Consider the following 20,169-nt stretch of genomic DNA (forward strand, 5'->3'; position numbering starts at 1 on the left):
AAGGTTTTTTGTCGCTTCGGTGTGGGAGCAACATGGGCCATCCGCCGTGCAGGGGTAGAGCCATCATATTAGAACACGTGTTCTAATCAAGTCGCGTTGGGACCTGCTTGCCGCCCGCACGCGTCCGTGCCGCATTGCTTCGGGCAGTGAACAGGGATTATGCGGTTCGCATGAGATGGCACACCAACGCTTGGCTCTTTGTCGAGCGGACCTATCCGGAGTGCTCGAGCTTGTCGAGCGCCACGAGGTAGGCCTCGTTGTAGCTGGGGAATTGCGGGACCTGGTCACGCAGGACCGAAAGCGGGATGTGCGTTCTAATGGCGAGGGCCGCCTGGTGGATCCATTCGCTGGCTTGCGGCGCCACCGCCCAGGCGCCAATCATGACTTGTTGCCGCCGGTCAATCAGGATGCCCAGGTCCCCTCGCGGGTTTTGTTCGTATGTCCATGGCCGGGCAATGGTTTCGGGCAGGTTCACACTGACGGCTTCGGTCTCGAGGTCGATCAGGTCGGCCTGCTCCCGCGTGAGTCCGACCGCTGCGATTTCCGGGTTCGCGAACACCACCCGCGGGATTCCTCCATAGCCGGCGTTTCGCTCCTTCCCCAGGATGCAATCGGCTACGATGCGGCCCTGGTATTTGGCGACATGCGTAAAGGGCATGATTCCGGTGACGTCACCCACCGCCCAGAGTCCTTCGGACGATCGACAGTGCTCATCCACCTGCATGTATCCCTTGTCGTCCAGCAGGCCTCCGGCGAGTGAGATGCCCAGCCCCTCGGTGCGCGGGGTCCGTCCGGTGGCGAAGACGACGGCGTCCACGGCCAGTTCGTTTCCGTCACCCAGCGTCAGCACGCTTCGCCCTCCCTCGGCTCGCCCCTTGGCGATCGAGCCGTTCATGCGCACATCCACCCCCGACTCCCGCAGATAGGCTTCGGCGAGCGCAGCGACCTCGGGCTCCTCGCGGCCCAGCAGGCGCCGGCTCCTATTGAGCAGCGTGACACCCACTCCGAATCCGGCCAGAAATGTGGCGGTTTCCAGTGCAACGGCGCTTCCGCCCACAATGGCCACCGATTGCGGCAGCTCCGCGAGCGTGTACAGCTCGCGGTTGCCCCATGCGGTGATTTGGTCCGACCCCGGGAAGGAAGGGAATATCGGCGCGGTTCCGGTGGCGACGATGATGTGGTCGGTCAGGTATTCCCGGCCGTCGGCCTGGATGCGGCCGGGCCCCGCAATGACGGCTCTCGCGCGGACAACCTGTGCTCCACGCCGCAGGTAGCCCTCGGCCTCGGCGCTGTCATCCAGATGCCTGGCCATGTAGTCGCGGTATTCCCGGGCTTGCTGCCAGTTGAGTGTGATGCCAGAGACACCGGCACCATGCTTGGCTTCGTCCCGGAGTTCCGACCCCCGCAGGATCGTCTTGGAGGGGACGCAGGCCCAATAGGCGCACTCACCCCCAATGAGCTCCGACTCAAAAACCACAACCTTCTTGCCGGCGGCGATCAGCCTGTCGGCGGCAACTTCCCCGCCGGGGCCCATGCCGATGATGGCAACATCGAATATTTCCTCCACAAGACCACTCCTGCGTTCATAAATCCGCTATGCAATGCCTGGCCCTTCAGCCTTGCACTTACCCCGGCGAACGGCCAGAGAACGGGGCTAGTCACTTTCCCCGCAGGCGTCGTGGATCTTGATGATTCGCCATCTTCCGGTTTCAACCTGCCGGGAGACCTCGAAGGTGCGCAGGGGACCCACCCCGGCGAGCCTGACCTGCAGTCTCCAGACCTCGTAGTCGACAAGCCCCGGTCCGCGGCCGCGTTCAGCCCGTAGCTCCTCCTTCCACCAGTTGCGTCGTTGGAACCAACGCACCGGGTCGGCGACAAGCCTGTATTCCCGTCCCTGCCAACGCATGCGGATCGGAACCCCCGCCGGTGTGCAGTCGACCTCGATCGACTGGGTAAAAATGCCCACGCCCCCACCTCTCACTCGCCCCATACCCGCCAAGCGGCGCCGCCTCCCGGGCTCGTCCAACCCCCAGGAAGCAGCGCCGCACGGGATCCAACGGTGCACTCAACCATTTTATTAGAAACTATGTTCTATACAAGGCGAGACTAGAACATATCTACGACAACTTACGCCCCGAGGTCTACTTTTCGGCAATCCCGAGGGCATACACTCGTACCCATGACACCCCTACCAGCACCTATGATCACCGCTTTGACCCTGGGCGTGCGCGACGTTGAACGCTCACGCGACTTCTACGTGCAAGGCCTCGGCTTCCGCGAGGTTTCCCACATTCCCGGGGAGATCCTCTTCGTCCAAGCCGGCCACGGCCTCTTGCTTGCTTTGTGGAACATCGCATCGATGCCAAGAGAGTACGGGGATGTGGGTCACGGGGTGCAGGCACCTCCGCTGTCGCTTGGCCACAACACCGGCAGCGTTGAAGAGGTCAATGACTTGTACGCGAAGGCGATTGCGGCAGGTGCCACCTCCGTCGGCGCACCTGCGACCAGGGAATGGGGCGGAACCACCGCCTGCGTGGCGGATCCAGATGGCTTCCGTTGGGACTTCGTCCACAATCCGACGTTCGGCATCGGCGAAGACGGCTTCATTACCGGCGTCTAGCGGTATTTCATTCCTCCCGCCCCACGGAAAGAGCGTTCCCGGCATCATGCATATTTCGAACTTTCCCATTCGCAGCATCACCGAACGCACACAAAACCCGGCGCCCCGCAACGCATGGCCAAACACCATGCCTCCGGTCCGCCATCTCCTGGAGCAGGGATTGGCACCCGGGGCGGCCACGGTTTTAGTTGGTGAAAACGGTTCGGGAAAATCGACCTTGGTCGAGGCGATCGCCGTCAGCTACGGTCTGTCTCCAGAGGGCGGTTCCACCGGTGCGCAACACAGCACCAGGGTCACCGAGTCGGGGCTGGATGAGCACCTGCAAGTCATGCGCAACCCCGGGGCCAGCCGCCGGGGGTATTTCCTGCGCGCCGAAACCATGCACGGTTTCTATACGTACCTCGAGCAAAACCCGGCCAAGCGGCCCGAACCCCGCTTCCATGAAATGAGCCACGGAGAGTCGTTCCTAGAACTCATCGTCAACCGCTTTCGCGAGGGAGGACTATGGGTTCTCGACGAACCCGAATCGGCGCTGTCGTTCTCCGGCTGCCTTGCGCTCGTGGGCATCCTCAAGGACCTGATGGCCACCGGCGATTCCCAGGTCATCATGTCCACCCATTCTCCGTTGCTGGCGGCATTGCCGGGAGCCGACATCTACGAGGTCGGGCCGTGGGGCCTGCGGCACAGCGAATGGGACGACCTGGATTTGGTCACCAACTGGCGGTCCTTCATGAACATGCCCGGACGCTACCTGCGCCACCTCTAGGAGAACAGCTTCAGGCTCGCAGAAGTAGAGGGCGCGGCCGTCAGGACCGGGCCCTCTACCTCACAGCGTCTAGGAGACCGCCGCCGCGGCCGACCGAATCAGGTCTGCCACTACGTTGGGGCGCGACACATAGATCGCATGGCTGCCGGGAGTTTCCACGACGGTGGCTCCGATGCGCTCGGCCATGGAGGCCTGGGCGGCGGGCGGGATCATCCGGTCCTCAGTCACATGGAGGTACCAGCTCGGCTTTGCGCGCCATGCCGCTTCGCTCACGTTCCCGCCCAAGGCCTCGAGGCCCCACGGCACCTGTGAGTCGGCCATGAACCTGGCCTCATCGGCGGACACATCCCCGGCAAATGCCTCATGGAACTTCTCGCGATCAAGGAAAAGATACCCGTCGACGGGCGGCAGGATCGGCGGCTGGGGCCCGTCCTGGGGGAAACCGGCGATGAGGGTGTTGACCGACTCCCCTTGGTCCGGCGCGAACGCAGTGACATACACCAGCGCAGCGACCTTGTCATGGGTCCCTGCCTCGGTGATCACCGCACCGCCGTACGAGTGGCCGACGAGGACGACGGGGCCCTCCACCCCGTCGATCAGCTGACGCGTCATCGCCGAGTCGTCAGCCAGCGACTTCGTCGCATTCTGTACAACGCGCACATCAAAGCCGTCGCGCTGAAGCTCCTCATACACCGGCTTCCAGCCAGCTCCGTCGACGAAACCGCCGTGGACAAGGACTATGGTGGCATTCATGGTCTGTTCCTTCTGATTCGTTGGTGCTCGGGCCAAGGGACTGCGGATGGTTCCGGCACAGGACAACCTGGGGACCCCGGGAAACGCCCAGGTTCAACCATCCAGAAGGGTTTTGCGCAGGATCCAGCACACAAACCCCTCACCGGCCAGGTCCCAAGGGGTTCAGTCGTCTTCGTCCTCATCATCGTCGAGGTCGGGATCGTAATCCGGCGGCACCGCCCCGCCCTCGCTGCCCCACTTTGAACTTTGCACATCACTCACGGCACGCTCATCGGTGTTGTGCGTCAGGTGGTGATGGTGCGGATGCCCGTGTTCCGGGTGTTCGGACGGGTCCTTGGATTCTTCACTCATGTGGCCAACGCTAGACCTTTTCCTGGGCTTTGGGCAGACCCTCCAACCGCTCAAACCGCCACGGGGAAAATGCATTGCGGTGCCCGCCCCGGGCATCTGTTACGGTGGATCCATGCGCACAGATTCCCGATTTATGAACCCCCGGCTGGGCACCAGCCGTGGGTTCATGCACGTGCGCTCGTAGCATTCGCTGTCTCCACTGCTGCCAACCGGGGGTGATTCCCATTTCCCCGCAGCTTTCCAGGAGACACCATGAACACCCCGATTTACCTCACCCCCGACGAACTCCACGCTTCCCTCACGGTCCGCGACCTCAGCGATCCAGCGCAGGGTGCCCATGCCATGCAAAACCTGCTGCACGGCGTTGTGGACTCCCTGCAGCAATCGTGGAATTGCACCACCCGTACCCTCAGGAACCCGCCGATCGTGTCCATCCGGGACAACTACGACAGCCTGCAATACCAGGGCAACGACGTCACCCGGGCCCGCAGGTACACCAGGTATCTCAGCCCGACCACGATGCTGCGCAGCCACACCTCCGCCGAGCTGCCGCAGGCCCTGCATCGCTACAAGGGGCGCACCGGCGTCGATGAACTCCTTGCGGTCCCCGGACTGGTGTACCGGCGCGATGTCGTTGACCGCACCCACGTGGGCGAACCGCACCAGGTGGACCTGTGGCGCATTCGCTCGACACCTGACACGACGCCGGAAGACCTGCACGGGATGATCGCCACGCTCGTCGACGCGGTGCTTCCCGGAGCCGATTGGAAAACCACGCCGGCAGTGCATCCCTACACCACCAACGGCCAACAGATCGATGTCCTGCACGAGGGCCAATGGCTGGAACTGGCCGAATGCGGGCAAATCCACCCGGAGGCGCTCCGGTGTGCAGGGTTGGATCCGGAGCAATGGTCGGGCCTGGCCCTGGGCATGGGCTTGGACCGGGCGTTGATGTTGCGCAAGCGCATTCCCGATATCCGCTACCTGCGGGCAATCGGCGAGCGCGCGGCCCAACAGATGCAGGACTTGTCTCCGTGGCGGCCGGTGTCCCTGCTTCCCGCGGCGCGACGCGACATCTCTGTGGTGATCGATGCCGGGGAGGACGGTGAAACGCTGGGAGACGCGGTGCGCCGGGCGCTTGGCGGCGATTCCGGGCTTGTCGAATCCGTTGAGCTTCTCTCACGCACGGGCAGGGACCTGCTTCCGGAGTCGGCGCGCGAACGGCTTGGCATCCGCGAGGGGCAGGACAATGCGCTGATACGCATCACCATCAGGCCGCTGGAGCGCACGCTGTCTTCAACGCAAGCCAACGAGTTGCGCAACCGCATCTACAGGGCCGTCCACCAAGGCCCCCGCCAAGAAATCATTTGAACACCCACGCGACCGGAAAACCAAGGTTGAACAGGCGGAGTCCGGGTCCCCGTGCATGGGATCCGGACTGCCTTGGACATGCGGTCTGCGAGTCGACGGGCTTGCTCCTGCAACCACATCGCCGTCCACGGAGCCCAATGCGGGTTCTTCGCTACCTGTGCACCGTCACATGCGGACAAATTTCGATTTCGCAATTTGATAGAAGCCGTAGCAAATCAGACCGGCACCAACCAGGGTGAGCAAATACAGCCCATAGGGTTGCTCTCGCACCGCCTTGAGTGCGCCGTCCAGCCCGGTGGACTCTTCCGGACTCGCCTGCATGGTTGTGACGATGAACAGCAACCCGACCAGAAACAGTGCGATGCCTTTCGCCACATAGCCCACTACTCCAAGAATGGTTACGACCATGCGAAGGGTTTTGGACGCCGGCATGTCCAGCTGCTTTGTGAAGGAAGCCAGCATTCCCCTCACCGCAAAGACAATGCCGACAACCGCAACGACAACACCTACCGCTATCAACAGCTGCGGGCCGAACGGCGCCTTCATGATTTGAATCGACGAATCGCTCGTCGTTTCCCCGCTGTCCTTGCCCTGGCCTGCCGCGAAGGATGCAAACGCCACGGCCAGCACCAGGAACACGAGTCCCTGGCCGGCGGCGGAAAGCTTTTTTTGCAGCATCGTTTTCTTCTTCAGGTTCCTGTATCCGAAGACCACCTCGCTCAGTTGCCACAGCCCCAACGCCGCACAGGCGGCGGCTCCCATCCACAGCAAGATGTGCCCCGCCGGTTGGGCGGCGAGTTCACCCATGGCCCCGCCCTGGTCTGCTTCCCGGGCCTTCCCGAAGGCCAACTGGATGGCAATGATCCCAATCAGGACGTGCAGGATCCCACTCACCGTGAAACCGGTTCTGGCGGCCACCACAAAAACCCGGGAGTTTGAAGCATCCTCGACCGCGTCCGCTGCACCCTTCAGTTCCTTTTTGATGGCCATCCCTTTCCAGCGATTGCAGGCATGCGACAGGCCTCGTGCCAACAACATTTTCCCACCGCCCGACCCGAAGGCATACACCCCGGGCATCTTGGGCCTTCCAACCGGGCACTGGCAATTATCGGATCGCACATGGTTGGCGGCCTACAGGAATGCGGCAAGCAACATGATGAACAGCAGTCCCACGACGGAAATCAGCGTTTCCATCACCGACCACGTTTTGATCGTTTCCCCGACGGTCATGCCGAAGTACTCCTTGACCAGCCAGAAACCAGCGTCGTTGACATGGGAAAAGAACAGGGACCCCGCACCGACCGCGAGCACCACCAGGGCCAGCTGCGCCGGCGGAAGGCCCGCGGCCAGGGGCGCGACGATACCGGCCGCCGTCACCGTCGCGACGGTTGCCGATCCGGTGGCAACGCGGATCAGCACCGCCACGATCCAACCCAGCACCAGGGCGGAGAGGCTGAGCGCGACGGCGATCTTGGCGATCGCGGTGCTGGTGCCGCCGTCCACCAACACCTGCTTGAAACCGCCCCCGGCGCCAACGATGAGCATCACTCCCACAATGGGCAGCAGGCTTTCCCCGATTTTCTTGCCCAGCGTCGTTGCCGAGAATCCCACCGCCGTCCCAAAGGTGACCATAGCCAGCAGCACCGCGATGAGCAGTGCGACAACCGGGTCGCCGATAAAGTTGAGCACCTTGTACAGCGCGCTTTGCGGATCGACCCAGAGGTCCGCCGCGGCACGCAGCAGCATCAGGAACACCGGGGACAGCACGGTGGCCAGCGTCCACCCGAAGGACGGGATGCGTTTGGCCGCCGGGTCCCGGGCACCCTGCCGCGGAGCGGATTCCGCGGAAGCCGCCAGCTGGTGTTTTCCCTGCTTCACGGGCCTGCTTGCCGGTTGGACGCTTCCGCCGCCGACGGACCCTGCCTCGGCCCCGAGGAAGGCGAGCCCCGCGCCGGCCGGGCCGATCGGCACCCACCGGGCCGCAAAACGGCCGAACAGGGGGCCGCAGATGGCCACCGTCGGGATGGCGACCAGCAGGCCCAGGGCCAGGGTGATGCCGATGTCCGCGTTCAGGATCCCGACGGCCGCCACGGGCCCGGGATGCGGGGGAACGAATCCGTGCAGGACGGACAAGCCGGCCAGGGCCGGGATGGCCAGCAGCATCGCCGGCATCTTGGAGCGGTGGACGGCGAGCATGACGACCGGGACCAGGAGCACCAACCCGACCTCGAAGAACATCGGAATGCCGATGATGCCGGCAATCAGCGCCATTTTCCAGGGAAGCGTCGCCCTGCTGCCGTGCAGCAGCGTGTCGACGATCTTGTCCGCGCCGCCGGAGTCGCCCAGGAGCTTGCCGAGCATCGCCCCCAACGCAATCAGGACCCCCACGTATCCAAGGACGCCGCCGACCCCGAGCTCATATGACTTGGTCACGTCGGCCAACGGGATGCCGGAAAAGATGCCGACCAGCAGCGCACTGATGGTCAGGGCCAAAAAGGCGTGCATCTTGGCCCAGACGATCAGGACGACGACCAACACGATGCCCAGGCCGGCAACGACCAACACCTGGGTGTCGTGGGAAGTCCACGGTTCATGCATTTGATCTGTGGCGGCGTCGGCGAGGATTCCGACACCCCTGATTAACGTGCTCATGGCTCTTTTCCGCTCAGGCTGGGCTGTTCAGGTTCAATTGGCCAAGAATTTTCCGGAGGATCTTCTGGGGCGGCGGACCGACGTCGACCCGGATGCAAGGCTCGTCCGACGTCGGCTCCTCGAGGTCGGCAAACTGGCTTTCCAACAGGCTCGAGGGCATGAAATGGCCGTGGCGCGCAGTCAGCCTGGCCCTGATCACCTCGGGGGACCCTGAAAGGTAGATGAACAGGACACCGGCCCCCCGCCGGTTGAGGATGTCCCTGTACGAACGCTTCAGGGCCGAACAGGTGATGACGCCGTTCCTGCCGGCATCGAGCTGACCTTCGATCCATCCGGCAACCTTCTCCAGCCACGGCCATCGGTCTTCATCGGTCAGCGGATGCCCGGCATGCATCTTGGCCACGTTCGACTGCGGATGCAGGCCGTCGCCTTCCTCCAGATCCCAGCCGAAGCGGCCGGCAAGCAACGCGGCAATGGTGGTTTTCCCGCAACCCGAAACACCCATCAGGACCAAAACCCGTGGATCCGTCCCAGACGCTGTGACCTGAGCACTCATGAGGTCATAATGACACCCGGAACGGGGAATGTCTGTAGTCCGCCGGCACGAACCATCACCGCAAGCGAACGCGCTTGGCCGCTCCGGGCGGCGACGCATTTGCCATGCATTCGCAGAGGCCCGTCGCGCATCCGCGGTCTTCGCTCCACGGCGGGCTCCACGGGCGGGAAGCCCGAACCGCGGTCCCCGGATCCGTTGCCTCAGGTCAGGTTCTCGTGGAGGCAGAGGATGTTGCCGTCGGGATCCTTGAACCAGGCGGCTTTCTCAGATCCCAGGACGCAAACATGGTCGACGGTCTTCAGGCTCGGCAGGTCGTAGTCCTCAAAGACAACACCCTTGGCGTTGAGTTCGCTGATGACAGCGGCGATGTCATGGACTTCGAAACTTGCGGTGGTGTGTGGAGAGGGCTTCGCTTCCGGGTCGCTCAGGAGTGCCAGGGAACCGGAACCGGCAAGGGTGAAAACCATGTTGCCGTCCGTCGCCTGTCCTTCGAATGGAAGCCCCAGGGAATCTTCGTAAAACTGCCGCGACCTCTCGCCGTCGGTCACGGGAATGATGGTGGTTAGCGGGCTGGATGAGAGGGACATGGGAGGCCGTCCTCGGTGGGGAGTGGAACCCTCCAATTTTACTTCCGGTGCCGCCTGAAGGCGCCTTTCACGGCCACCGAACCCGCCCTAGACTGGGTGCGGAATCCCATGCAGGAAGGAGCAACCATCATGAGTATTCCGCAGCCTCCGGAACGCCCCTACCCGCCAGTGGAACCCAGCAGGGTGCCCCCGGTTCATCCCGATCCCACGCACGAACCACCGACGGAGCCGGATCCCGGGCCCGTTCCTCCGGATCCCACCACTCCCTTCCCGCCGGGCCAACCGGATCCGACCGCGCCCTACCCACCCATCCGGTAGGCGCAACCGGGAACAGACACGTTTGAGGGCACTCCGCGTTGTTTGCGAAGTGCCCTCGGTGGCGGTTGGCAGAAAGCGGCGCGGTCCTAGTTCGCGCGCTGGTTCACCCGGATCATGTTGCCCGACGGGTCGCGGAACGCGCAGTCGCGCGGACCCCACGGCTGGTCGATGGGTTCCTGGAGGATCTCTGCCCCGGTCGCACGGACCCGCTCAAAGAGTCCGTCGAGGTCGCTGGTGCTGAAGACCGTCATCGGAAGCACACCCTTGGTGAGCAGTTCCTGGATGGCGTTCCCGTCTGCCTCCGAGCGGCCCGCATGCGGACCCGAAAGCACGATGCCCAACCCTGGTTGCGTATCCGAACCAAGCGTGACCCAGCGGTGTTCGCCAGAGGCCACGTCGTTCTCCACCTTCAGGCCCAAGCCGTCCCGGTAGAACGGAATGGCTTCGTCCACGTCGTTGACGGTGATGTGTGAGTAATTCAATGAAATATCCATGCACACCAAGCTATGGCCGGGGTGGCCGGCACGCTTCTTGAATCCTGCTCGATACGGGCGAGCGCGACCAGCATGAAGGGTCCGCAGCGCTCACCGGGGTCCTGCTGGCTGCGGGCTAGTATCTGGGCGTCTTGGTGTTCTTCGGTCTGGTCACGGATTTGGCGATGCAGGCCGGCATGGCTTCGACCGCGGAGTGCTCCCGGTTCCTGTACCCGCTGGGGCTCTCGCCGGTGATCTGGGTGAAACTGCTGCTGAAGGACCCAAGCGAGGTACACCCGACTTCCATGCAAGCGTCGGTGACGCTCATCCCCGAGCGCAACAGGGCCATGGAGCGCTCGATGCGCCGGGTCATCAGGTAGGCGTAGGGGCTCAGCCCGTATGCGGCCTTGAACTGCCTGGAGAAGTGCGCCGTGGACATCAGTGCCTTGGCTGCCATGGTGGGTACGTCAAGGGGTTTGGCGTATTCGCGGTCGATCATGTCCTTGGCCCGGCGCAGGGCGGTGAGCGTTTCAAGCTCGTGCGGCTTCATGACATCGAGATTAGCAGTGCATCGGCCGCTGACCACCGGTGTGTTCCGCAGACCCGGAGAAGAACGGACGTGAAAAGGGCGGGTCCGGCCGATTCCAGGGCCGGACCCGCCCTCCAGTCATGTCGGCGGGCTAGCTACCCGGCTATCCGGTCTTGCCGGACAGTGCGACTAGCACACCGGCGACTGCGAAGTATTTGTTGCTCCCCAGATCGCGGATGGTCTTGATGCCCATGCCGGCGAGGATTTCGTCGTGCTTCTCGGTGAGCCCGGCAAGGGCCGAAGGCGGCGCGGCGAGGACTTCTTCCAGGGGCGCATTTTCGAGGGCCTTATCGAGGGCCTTGCCCAATTCAACGGAAACAGCCATGTTAATTTGCTTTCATCGATACGGAACAACATCACACCCGCCACGGCACCGGCAGAAGCCGGGCCAGCGCGCTAGGACGCCGGGATCGTTTCCCCCATCCTGCCGGTTACCCTATCGCAGTGCCGCCAACAAAGAAATCACTTGCCGGAACCCAATTCGCATCGGCGATCGGCACCTGCAAAGCGGACAATACGGCGGGATCCACGGCATCTTTACTGTGGCGTTCCCATGCCACCTCCGGCCCTCGCCCAGGGCTGGCGGGCACCATTGGCCACAGGGACGGGCAGCCGCCAGGGAACCATGTGATTGCTCGAGGCGTCCCCCGCGGAAGTCCTGAATCCGGCCTGGATTCGCACCTTGTCCGTTCGCGTTTACATGGCCGAGCAGGCGTTTGGGCGCGCTTGTCGGGCTAGGAGCCGGTACCGACAGTTACGGGGAGAACCTCCGTGTTCCCGTGAGCCGGGCCAGAGGGTTTCCTCTGGCCCGCCCTGGTGGCGCCAATGCCAGCCACGATGACGAGCACGATACCCACGAGGGCGGCCGGTCGTGGTACCTGATCCAGGAGCAGCAGACCCACCACCAGGGCGATGGCTGGTTCCAGGCACATCAGGGTGCCAAACGCGGCGGTGGTCAGGCGGCGCAGGGACAGGATCTCCAGGCTGAACGGGATCACCGGCAACAGCAGCGCCAACCCGAACCCGATCAACAGCATGTGCAGGTCGATCCGCCCGATCACCGAGGGGCCAACCACCAGTGTCGCCGCAATGGCGGCGACCGGCATGGAGATGGCCAGGGCCCCGATGCCCTCCACCGCGTCCCCGGCACGCTGGGTCAGCAGCACGTAGGCCGCCCAGCAGGCGGCGCAGCCAAGGGCAAAGAGCACGCCGACCGGATCCGCGGCCCCGTTCCAGGGTTCGGTCAGCCCCAGCACGCCGGCACCGGCGACCACGGCCCACCATCTGCCGGCACCACGTCCCTGGAACACCGCGACACCGAGCGGTCCGAGGAATTCCAGGGCACTGGCCGTGCCCAGCGGCAACGTCTGGATGGCCATCATGAACCCCAGCGTCATCCCGGCGGTCGCCAGGCCCAGCAAGGCGCAGATTCCCAGGGCGGCCCGGCTGAAGCGCTGCCTCCAGGGCCTGGCGATGGCCACGATGATCACTGCAGCCCAGGCCAGGCGCAACCACCCCGCGCCCTCGGGCCCGATCGTCCCGGCCAGCGTGGCCGCTGCCGCGAGTCCCAGCTGCACGCAGCCCATGGCGGCGAATGCCATCATGGAGCCGATCCCGGCGGCGTTGGCGGTGGGTGCTGGGGTTGTGGAGGGGCTCATGGTTTCCAAGTAGACGCCACCGGCTTTGTCCATGTCCACGCGAGAATCATCAACATATTGTTTATCAATCCTGCACAATGGAGGAATGGATACCCGACGCCTGCAATATCTCCACGAATTGGCACGCCTGGGCTCCATGCGCGCCGTCGCCGATGTGCTGGGCACCACGACGTCCACCGTCTCACAGCAGATCGCGGCGCTGTCCCGGGACACCGGAACCGTGCTGCTGGAACCCGTCGGGCGCGGGGTTCGGCTGACCGCGGCCGGGCGCCGGCTGGCCGAACACGCCCGGAGCATCCTGGCCGCGGTGGATGCCGCCCGGCTGGACCTTGATCCCGACGCCGACCCCTCGGGCACGTTGCGGGTGGGCGGGTTCTCGACCGCGATCCGCAAGACCCTGATGCCGATCATCCTGGAGCTGGCAGTCCGCCACCCGGCGGTGAACATCATGGTTCTTGAACACGAGCCCGCCGAGGCCCTGAGCCAGTTGGGACTCGACGACCTCGATCTGGCGCTGACCTACGACTACAACCTGGCTCCGGACCCGCCGGGCCCGGGCATCGAGACCTTGGAACTGTGGAGCACCCCGTGGGGACTGGGTGTTCCGAGCGATGCCGCGGCGCGTATCGCGGCCAACGGCACCGTCCCCGACGCTGCGGAGGTCTTTGGCTGTTTCCGGGACTTGGACTGGATCGGAAATTCCCGCAATGGCGCGGATGAGACGGTGCTGCGGCTGATCTCCTCGATGGCGGGATTCCAGCCGGCGATGCGCCACCAGTCCGACAGCCTGGACCTGGTGGAGGACTTGATTCTTGCGGGCCTCGGCGTGGGCCTGTTGCCCGCAAACCGACCGCACCGTCCCGGCCTCAGCATCCTGCCGCTGCACAATCCCGATCTGCATTTGCGCGCCCATGCCCGGATCCGCGCCGGGCGCAGCGCCTGGCCGGCATTGGCCCTGGTGCTCGATCGCATGCGGCAGAACCGCTGAGCGGACCGTGGCACGGGTTCCTGGGCGTGTGTCGGTGCACATACCGGGACCACGCACCGGGAACGAGTGGGACAAGCGCTAGAACAAACCGGAATGTGCCTCGGTGAGTTCGGGCCCGTTGTTGCGCACGTTCCCCACCGCGGAGTCGACCTCGCGCAGTTCCCAGGCGGCTGCCACGTCGTAGGCTCCGGCCCGCACCATCTCCACGAGTTCCGCGGCGTTCTTGTTTTCCGGGTCAAGCCATTCGGCGAGCGCATCACTGGAGAGGGGAATCGGCAGCCTGTCATGCAACCCGTGCAGTTCCCGCAACACCGGGGATTCGGAATCCGCGGGCGGTGAGGGACAGGTGAGGATCGAGGTGGAGAGCAACCATTGGTCGGGAGCGCCATCTTCCTTGGACGGGTCCTTCCACCACTCGTACAGCCCGGCGAAGAAAATCAATGAGTCGTCTTCCGGGTGCACGTAGAACGGGCGTTTCTTGCCCTTGGGGCTCTCGGCGGCCAACCATTCGTAGTAGCCCTCCGCAGGCACCGCGCAACGGCGCGCCTTGATCGCAGCGCGGAACGTGGGCTTTTCGATGACAGTCTCGCTGCGTGCGTTGAAGGCCCGCACGCCCACCGCCGGGTCCTTGGCCCAACCCGGCACGAGCCCCCATTTGGCAACATGCACCTGGCGATGGACCCGCTCGTCGATGAGTCGTTCCAACACGACAGGCACATCGGTTGTCGGGGCGACGTTCCATGACTGGCGCAATTCAAGGTTCGCATCAGCCTCGGCTTCGGCCTCTGCCACCAGGTCCCCGATGGCCTTGGCCATTACATAGCGTCCACACATGGTTCAACCTTCTCATGTCCAACGCCGACATACACCCACGATTTTCGGCACCCGTACGTGGCGGTTTGGTGTCGAATGAACGACTCAAAACGGGCGTTGGCCAGCGAACCGCTTCACCCCTGAAGCACCTTCAACGACCGGGAATTGCGGCTTTGCCGGAACAAAGCGGTTCAGGCGCGGCTTGCCGTCTGGCCCGATCGGGCCAAGCGACACAACAGTGGACCACTCGTTACATCATGCGGATGGAAATTCAAGGAGCTGCTGCACGGAATAGACCACAAAAGCGGATTGACCGATCCACCCTCCCCTATTGAGCGCTTGACCTGCGATAGCCTGAATATGTCTATCCCATTAACACATAGAATTTTGTGTTCATTCGGAAAATTTAATGCTGAGGGGAAAGAGTATGTCGATAAAACTCAAACCGCTGAATATTGCATCCGTATTAGCACTTTCCGTGACGCTTTCGCTTTCATCCATGGGTGTGGCTGCAGCCGCTCCGCTGCCGAGCGGAATCAGTGCGCCATTCGCGGTTTCTGCAGCCACAAAGAAAATCACCACGTATCGGACCACTGTGAATGTGAATCTTCGCAAGGGTGCAGGAACCAAACACCAGAGAATCGCGACCATCAAGAAGGCACCAAGCTCACCAAGACGGGCAAGACCCGCGGCAAATGGTGGCAGGTCAGGTCCGGCAAACACACCGGATGGCTCAGTTCCAGCCACGTGAAGAGCACGGCCACCACCCTGAAGCCCGCCCCCAAAACCGTGGCCAGCCCCTCGGCAAAGAGCCCGGCAGCGTCCACCAGCCGTTGGACCACAGGCATCCAGCCGACCTATGACAAACCGTCCTTTGCCTCCAAACGCCAAAAGGCACTGCAAAACGCCGACAAGGTGAAGCTCATCCAAAAGTCCGGAAAATGGTCGCTGGTTCGCACACCGGACGGCAAGGGCTGGATCCTCAGCTCGAAGTTGGTGACCAACGAGGCACGGGCCAAGAAGCTCAAGACCGCACCCTCGAAGGTCACCTCGAAAATGACTGCCAATACAAACAACATCATCAAACGGCTCAAGGCCCGCTATGCCCCATCGATCAGCACCGTTTACGGACCCCGAAGCGGTTCGATCGGACACAGCTCCGGGCTGGCGGCCGATGTCATGATCAAGGGCTATGCCAAGGGTTCGGAAATCAAGGCCGGGGACCAAATGGCCAGGTATCTCACCGACAACCACGAGGCACTGGGCATCAACTACTTGATCTGGCGTGATCAGATCTGGTTGTCTGAGGACCAGCAATGGGGGCCCTATTCCAAGGGCGGCTGGGGCAAGCACCTGGAAAAATCCCGCGGCTGGAACCCCACCACCCGGCACATGGATCACATCCATGTCGAGACCTTCCGCAAATAAGTCAGAAACAAGCCATCGGCGGGGCAGTTTTCCGCCCGTGCTGAACCCGCGAATATCTTGGGGTCGTTCGTGGTTACATGAAGTATGACCGAAACAGAAAAACTTGCCCCGTACATCCCCGAAGCCGGATCCGTCACGATGTTCACCACCTCGTGGTGCGGATACTGCCGTAATCTCAAGCGCCTCATGGATGCCAAGGGCATCGGCTACACCGAGGTCAACATCGAAGATGTTGAAGGCACCGCCGAGCTGGTAGAGGCCTTCAACGGCGGCAACCAGACCGTGCCGACGCTGATCTTCGCCGATGGCACCGCCGCAACAAACCCACGCATCGAGGAAGTTCTCGAGCGCGCCTAGTCATCCTGTGCTTGGATGGAAGGGTGCCATAAGCCGGTCACGGCGAATGGCATCCTTCCTCGTTAAGTCTTAAGGGTGTCGCTTCGGTGCGCCCACCCATGAATGGAGTGTCATGTCCCAGAAGGTCCAGGCCGTCATCGTCCGTGCCAAGGATGCACCGGTCGAAACCGTCACCATCGTCATTCCCGACCCGGGACCGGGCGAGGCCGTCGTAGACATCCTCACCTGCGGAGTCTGCCACACCGACCTGCACTACAAGCTCGGCGGCATCGGCAACGACTACCCGTACCTGCTCGGCCACGAAGCCACCGGCGTGGTCTCGGCCATCGGTGCGGGCGTGGAGAACGTCGCCGTCGGCGACCGCGTCATCCTGAACTGGCGCGCCGTCTGTGGCCAGTGCCGCGCCTGCGCCAAGGGCCAGGCCCAGTACTGCTTCAACACCGCCAACGCCACCCAGAAGATGACCCTGGAGGACGGCACCGAGCTCTCCCCCGCCCTGGGCATCGGCGCGTTCGCCGAAAAGACCCTGGTCGCCGCCGGCCAGTGCACCAAGGTCGATCAGGACGTCGACCCGGCCGCCGTTGGCCTGCTCGGCTGCGGCGTGATGGCCGGCATCGGCGCCGCCATGAACACCGGCGAGGTCAAGCGCGGCGAGTCCGTGGCCGTCATCGGCTGCGGCGGCGTGGGCATCGCGGCGATCGCCGGCGCCCAGCTGGCCGGGGCGACCACCATCGTCGCCGTGGACATCGACGACGACAAGCTGGCCATGGCCAAGAACATGGGTGCCACCCACACCGTGAACTCCCGCACCCAGGACGCCGTCGAGGGCATCAAGGCCGTCACCGGCGGCTTCGGCGCCGACGTCGTCATCGAGGCCGTCGGCCGCCCGGAAACCTACAAGCAGGCGTTCTACGCCCGCGACCTTGCCGGCCGCGTGGTGCTGGTGGGCGTGCCGACCCCGGAGATGAAGCTGGAACTGCCGTTGCTGGATGTCTTCGGCCACGGCGGATCGCTGAAGTCCTCCTGGTACGGCGACTGCCTGCCGAGCCGCGACTTCCCGATGCTCGTCGAGCAGTACAAGCTCGGACGCCTGGACCTGGACGCGTTCGTCTCCGAACGCATCTCCCTGGGCGACGTCGAAGCCGCATTCACCAAGATGGGCGAGGGCAAGGTCCTGCGCTCGGTGGTGGAACTCTAATGCCGGCACAGATCCAGAACATCGTCACCTCCGGCACGTTCTCGCTGGACGGCGGCACGTGGGACGTGGACAACAACGTGTGGATCATCGGGGACGACTCCGAGGTCTTCGTGATCGACCCGGCGCACGAGCCGGCCAAGATCCGCGAAGCGGTCGGGGACCGCACCGTCAAGGCGGTGCTGCTCACCCACGGGCACGACGACCACATCCGCTACGCCCGCGAGTTTGCGGACCTGGTCGACGCACCGGTCCACCTGAACCCGGCCGATGCGATGCTCTGGGAAGCGATCTTCCCGGGCACCGCCGCGGATCACGAGATCTCCGACGGGGACACCTTCGAGGTTGCCGGCACCACCCTGGTGGCCCTGCACACCCCCGGGCACTCGCCGGGCTCCACCTGCTTCTACGTCGAATCACTGGGAACCCTGTTCTCCGGCGACACACTGTTCAACGGCGGACCGGGAGCCACCGGGCGCAGCTACTCGAGCTTCGAGACGATCATCGACTCGATCCGTGAGCGCCTGCTGACCCTGCCGGCCGAAACGGTCGTGAACACCGGGCACGGGGATGCCACCAGCATCGGTGCCGAGGCACCGAACCTGGACGAGTGGATCAAGCGCGGCCACTAGCAACAAACACCTGACGTGGCGTGGTCGGCGGGGCGAAACCTCGCCGGCCACACCCGCGGCATCCAGCACTGATAAAGCCAAGAAACCCGTCACACCATTGGCAGCCACGGGGCGTTGTCGGCGCCGAGTCATCCATCGCCGCCGCGGACGAGCCGGACGCCGGCTTTCCGGTATCCGGCTCGATCGGCGTCTGGCTTTACAGCCCTGGATTGATTCCTGCTTCGACCCTCGCCAGCACCTCACGGTAGGCCAGCTGGCCCAGGCCGACCTGGTCGATCTCGTCCCAGCTTCGCGGTACTGCCACCGTCGGGAGCATCCTGCCTCGCAAGGAGTACGGGGCAACCGTCGTTTTTCCCGGCCAGTTCTGGCTCCAATCGATGAACACCTTCCCGCGACGCAGCTCCTTGCCCATACGGCTGACCACCATCTCCGGGTGATCGTGTTCGATCGACAACGCGAGTTCATGCGCCAGGTCTGCGGCCTCGCCCGAGGTCTTTTGCCCGTCTAACCGGGCGTACACGTGCATCCCCTTGCTTCCGCTGGTAACGGGAAGCGAATCGAAGCCAATTTGGGCCAGGGCGACGCGGACAAGAAGCGCCACAGCGGCGCATTCGGACAATCCAGTTCCCTCCCCCGGGTCCAGGTCGAGCACCAGCCGGTCCGGGTTTTGGGGAACGCCGTCGGAGGCAAGCTTCCATTGTGGAACGTGGATCTCGAGGGTCGCTGTCTGCGCCAACCACACCAACGTCCGTGCGTCGTTGACAAGAGGATAGATATTGTCGTGGTCCATGTGATGCACTCTCTGGCGCTGCACCCACTCCGGGGTGGCTGCATCAAGATTCTTCTGGAAGAAGCTCTTGCCGGGGCATGCTTCCGTCCCCACGCCGTCCACCCATCGCTTGCGGGTTGCGGGCCGGTTCTTAGCCCACGGAAGCAAAACTGGGGCAACCTGCAGGTAGTACATGGCCACGTCCAGCTTGGTGGTGCCGGATTCCGGATACAGAACTTTCCCGGGATTGGTAAGCCGGACCGTTGCACCATCAACCTCCAGTTCCTGCGCGCTCATGCTGAGCCCGGGCCTTGGCAGCGGATCATGCTCTCGCCATCGCAGACACGGGTAGCGACGCTCTCCAGCCAGTAGGCATGTGCAACGCATGTTTGCTTGATGTGTCCCCGGAACCGTCCGCAACAGGGACCGCGATCGGTCGTGGACCCGGAGCTACGCCGTCATTCATTCGACTTCCCTTTCACCGTCACCCATCGACTTTCCATGCTGGTGCAGGCACCAAGAGATGTCTAGAGCCGTACAAGCCCCGGGGGTCGGATTTAGCCGCCGAATGTACGCATCAAGTGGTTCAGTAGTTTCATTGACTTCCCTATGCCCAGAGCCGTTCCGGGGGAAGTGAACCTCTGGGCGAACCTCACCGGAGGGCAGGCCATCGACATCCTTGGCAACCTCCGCGGCGACGTGAACAGGCGACGCAGGGACCAGCTCCTGCAGCTCTTCGACCTCGATCCCGCGAAAAAGGCGCGCGCCTATTCCCAGGGAAACCGCCAGAAGGTCTCATTGGTCTCCGCGTTGGCTTCCGACGCGGAACTCCTGGTCCTCGACGAACCGACCATGGGTTTCGACCCGCTCATGGAAGCGGCGTTCAGGACCTGCATCTTGGAAGCCCGGGCCCAGGGACGCTCGGTGTTGCTCGCCAGCCACAGCTTTGCCGAGGCGGAAAGCCTCTGCGACACCGTGACCATCATTCAACGCGGCAGGACGGTGGAGTCGGGCAGGCTGGTTGGGCTTCCTCGCCTGCACCACACCGCCATTTCGGTGATCCTGGACGATCCCGAAAACCCTGGCGTCCATGCCGGGAGTGAACGACCTCGTCGTCGACGGCCAACGCGCCACGCTGACCGTGGCCGATGCCGACCTGGGTGCGGTCCTGGCCGGTCTGGCGCTCTTGAGGCCGCGCAGGCTCGTCGCCACCCGACCGTCGCTCGAGGAGCTTTTCCTTAGGCAATGCCACACGGAGCCTGCCGCCGACCGGGCGGTCCTCCCATGAGAGTC

General features: G+C 63.7%; 24 protein-coding genes. 9 read left to right on the plus strand and 15 right to left on the minus strand.

Annotated features, from left to right (window positions below):
- Nucleotides 1-211: 211 nt before the first annotated feature.
- Both JOF47_RS08125 and JOF47_RS08130 read right to left on the minus strand, forming a co-directional pair.
- Nucleotides 212-1,567, minus strand: coding sequence for a dihydrolipoyl dehydrogenase family protein (locus tag JOF47_RS08125; protein ID WP_209997107.1), 1,356 nt, complete (start codon nucleotides 1,565-1,567; stop codon nucleotides 212-214).
- Between the two features lie 87 nt (nucleotides 1,568-1,654).
- Nucleotides 1,655-1,966 carry a hypothetical protein gene (locus tag JOF47_RS08130; RefSeq protein WP_209997108.1) on the minus strand — a complete coding sequence of 104 codons (312 nt, stop codon included), beginning with the start codon at nucleotides 1,964-1,966 and terminating at the stop codon, nucleotides 1,655-1,657.
- 213 nt (nucleotides 1,967-2,179) lie between these two features.
- Between JOF47_RS08130 and JOF47_RS08135 the strand changes: the two genes are divergently transcribed.
- Together JOF47_RS08135 and JOF47_RS08140 are read left to right on the plus strand one after the other, a co-directional pair.
- The gene (locus tag JOF47_RS08135) at nucleotides 2,180-2,620 is read left to right on the plus strand and encodes a VOC family protein (protein WP_209997109.1); all 441 of its coding nucleotides are present in this window, start codon (nucleotides 2,180-2,182) and stop codon (nucleotides 2,618-2,620) included.
- Nucleotides 2,621-2,666: 46 nt separating this feature from the next.
- On the plus strand, nucleotides 2,667-3,386 hold the full coding sequence (locus JOF47_RS08140; protein ID WP_209997110.1) for an AAA family ATPase: 720 nt from the start codon (nucleotides 2,667-2,669) through the stop codon (nucleotides 3,384-3,386).
- Between the two features lie 69 nt (nucleotides 3,387-3,455).
- Here the strand turns inward: JOF47_RS08140 and JOF47_RS08145 are convergent, their stop codons facing one another.
- Nucleotides 3,456-4,139, minus strand: coding sequence for an alpha/beta fold hydrolase (locus JOF47_RS08145; protein WP_209997111.1), 684 nt, complete (start codon nucleotides 4,137-4,139; stop codon nucleotides 3,456-3,458).
- A gap of 162 nt (nucleotides 4,140-4,301) precedes the next feature.
- Nucleotides 4,302-4,490 (minus strand): hypothetical protein, encoded by a 189-nt coding sequence (locus JOF47_RS08150; RefSeq protein WP_209997112.1) that lies wholly within the window; start codon nucleotides 4,488-4,490, stop codon nucleotides 4,302-4,304.
- A gap of 252 nt (nucleotides 4,491-4,742) precedes the next feature.
- On the opposite strand from JOF47_RS08150, the gene srmL reads away from it, so the two are divergent.
- Nucleotides 4,743-5,861, plus strand: a complete 1,119-nt coding sequence (gene srmL / locus JOF47_RS08155) for a PheS-related mystery ligase SrmL (protein ID WP_209997113.1) — start codon at nucleotides 4,743-4,745, stop codon at nucleotides 5,859-5,861.
- 165 nt (nucleotides 5,862-6,026) lie between these two features.
- On the opposite strand, the gene JOF47_RS08160 is transcribed toward srmL, so the two are convergent.
- The 8 genes from JOF47_RS08160 to JOF47_RS08195 form a co-directional block, all read right to left on the minus strand.
- Nucleotides 6,027-6,851 (minus strand): DUF1206 domain-containing protein, encoded by an 825-nt coding sequence (locus tag JOF47_RS08160; RefSeq protein WP_245356303.1) that lies wholly within the window; start codon nucleotides 6,849-6,851, stop codon nucleotides 6,027-6,029.
- 141 nt (nucleotides 6,852-6,992) lie between these two features.
- On the minus strand, nucleotides 6,993-8,513 hold the full coding sequence (locus JOF47_RS08165) for a GntT/GntP/DsdX family permease (RefSeq protein WP_245356304.1): 1,521 nt from the start codon (nucleotides 8,511-8,513) through the stop codon (nucleotides 6,993-6,995).
- Nucleotides 8,514-8,526: 13 nt separating this feature from the next.
- On the minus strand, nucleotides 8,527-9,069 hold the full coding sequence (locus tag JOF47_RS08170) for a gluconokinase (RefSeq protein WP_209997114.1): 543 nt from the start codon (nucleotides 9,067-9,069) through the stop codon (nucleotides 8,527-8,529).
- A 200-nt stretch (nucleotides 9,070-9,269) separates the two neighbouring features.
- Nucleotides 9,270-9,656, minus strand: a complete 387-nt coding sequence (locus JOF47_RS08175) for a VOC family protein (protein ID WP_209997115.1) — start codon at nucleotides 9,654-9,656, stop codon at nucleotides 9,270-9,272.
- 404 nt (nucleotides 9,657-10,060) lie between these two features.
- Nucleotides 10,061-10,468: a VOC family protein gene (locus JOF47_RS08180; RefSeq protein WP_209997116.1), complete on the minus strand. Its 408-nt coding sequence runs from the start codon at nucleotides 10,466-10,468 to the stop codon at nucleotides 10,061-10,063.
- Between the two features lie 115 nt (nucleotides 10,469-10,583).
- Nucleotides 10,584-10,997, minus strand: a complete 414-nt coding sequence (locus tag JOF47_RS08185) for a helix-turn-helix transcriptional regulator (protein ID WP_209997117.1) — start codon at nucleotides 10,995-10,997, stop codon at nucleotides 10,584-10,586.
- A gap of 142 nt (nucleotides 10,998-11,139) precedes the next feature.
- The gene (locus JOF47_RS08190; RefSeq protein WP_209997118.1) at nucleotides 11,140-11,361 is read right to left on the minus strand and encodes a hypothetical protein; all 222 of its coding nucleotides are present in this window, start codon (nucleotides 11,359-11,361) and stop codon (nucleotides 11,140-11,142) included.
- A 409-nt stretch (nucleotides 11,362-11,770) separates the two neighbouring features.
- Nucleotides 11,771-12,727, minus strand: a complete 957-nt coding sequence (locus JOF47_RS08195) for an EamA family transporter (RefSeq protein WP_245356682.1) — start codon at nucleotides 12,725-12,727, stop codon at nucleotides 11,771-11,773.
- Nucleotides 12,728-12,779: 52 nt separating this feature from the next.
- On the opposite strand from JOF47_RS08195, the gene JOF47_RS08200 reads away from it, so the two are divergent.
- A complete protein-coding gene (locus tag JOF47_RS08200) occupies nucleotides 12,780-13,682 on the plus strand; it encodes a LysR family transcriptional regulator (RefSeq protein ID WP_209997119.1) in 903 nt (300 codons plus the stop codon).
- Between the two features lie 78 nt (nucleotides 13,683-13,760).
- Here the strand turns inward: JOF47_RS08200 and JOF47_RS08205 are convergent, their stop codons facing one another.
- On the minus strand, nucleotides 13,761-14,516 hold the full coding sequence (locus tag JOF47_RS08205) for an SOS response-associated peptidase (RefSeq protein ID WP_209997120.1): 756 nt from the start codon (nucleotides 14,514-14,516) through the stop codon (nucleotides 13,761-13,763).
- Nucleotides 14,517-14,888: 372 nt separating this feature from the next.
- The gene (locus JOF47_RS08210; RefSeq protein ID WP_209997121.1) at nucleotides 14,889-15,218 is read right to left on the minus strand and encodes a hypothetical protein; all 330 of its coding nucleotides are present in this window, start codon (nucleotides 15,216-15,218) and stop codon (nucleotides 14,889-14,891) included.
- Between the two features lie 24 nt (nucleotides 15,219-15,242).
- Between JOF47_RS08210 and JOF47_RS08215 the strand changes: the two genes are divergently transcribed.
- The 4 genes from JOF47_RS08215 (at nucleotide 15,243) to JOF47_RS08230 (ending at nucleotide 18,107) form a co-directional block, all read left to right on the plus strand.
- Nucleotides 15,243-15,923, plus strand: a complete 681-nt coding sequence (locus tag JOF47_RS08215; RefSeq protein WP_209997122.1) for a VldE C-terminal domain-containing protein — start codon at nucleotides 15,243-15,245, stop codon at nucleotides 15,921-15,923.
- An 84-nt stretch (nucleotides 15,924-16,007) separates the two neighbouring features.
- Complete coding sequence (locus tag JOF47_RS08220) at nucleotides 16,008-16,280, plus strand: glutaredoxin domain-containing protein (protein ID WP_209997123.1); 273 nt, start codon at nucleotides 16,008-16,010, stop codon at nucleotides 16,278-16,280.
- A 112-nt stretch (nucleotides 16,281-16,392) separates the two neighbouring features.
- Complete coding sequence (locus JOF47_RS08225) at nucleotides 16,393-17,478, plus strand: S-(hydroxymethyl)mycothiol dehydrogenase (protein WP_209997124.1); 1,086 nt, start codon at nucleotides 16,393-16,395, stop codon at nucleotides 17,476-17,478.
- On the plus strand, nucleotides 17,478-18,107 hold the full coding sequence (locus tag JOF47_RS08230; RefSeq protein ID WP_209997125.1) for an MBL fold metallo-hydrolase: 630 nt from the start codon (nucleotides 17,478-17,480) through the stop codon (nucleotides 18,105-18,107). Before JOF47_RS08225 ends, JOF47_RS08230 begins: the two co-directional genes overlap by 1 nt.
- 196 nt (nucleotides 18,108-18,303) lie before the next feature.
- Here the strand turns inward: JOF47_RS08230 and ligD are convergent, their stop codons facing one another.
- The gene (gene ligD / locus JOF47_RS08235; RefSeq protein WP_209997126.1) at nucleotides 18,304-19,173 is read right to left on the minus strand and encodes a non-homologous end-joining DNA ligase; all 870 of its coding nucleotides are present in this window, start codon (nucleotides 19,171-19,173) and stop codon (nucleotides 18,304-18,306) included.
- 312 nt (nucleotides 19,174-19,485) lie between these two features.
- Between ligD and JOF47_RS08240 the strand changes: the two genes are divergently transcribed.
- Complete coding sequence (locus JOF47_RS08240; RefSeq protein WP_245356306.1) at nucleotides 19,486-20,118, plus strand: AAA family ATPase; 633 nt, start codon at nucleotides 19,486-19,488, stop codon at nucleotides 20,116-20,118.
- The last annotated feature ends 51 nt before the right edge of the window (nucleotides 20,119-20,169 follow it).

This window comes from Paeniglutamicibacter kerguelensis, from assembly GCF_017876535.1.
In the GTDB taxonomy this organism is placed as follows: Bacteria; Actinomycetota; Actinomycetes; order Actinomycetales; family Micrococcaceae; genus Paeniglutamicibacter; species Paeniglutamicibacter kerguelensis.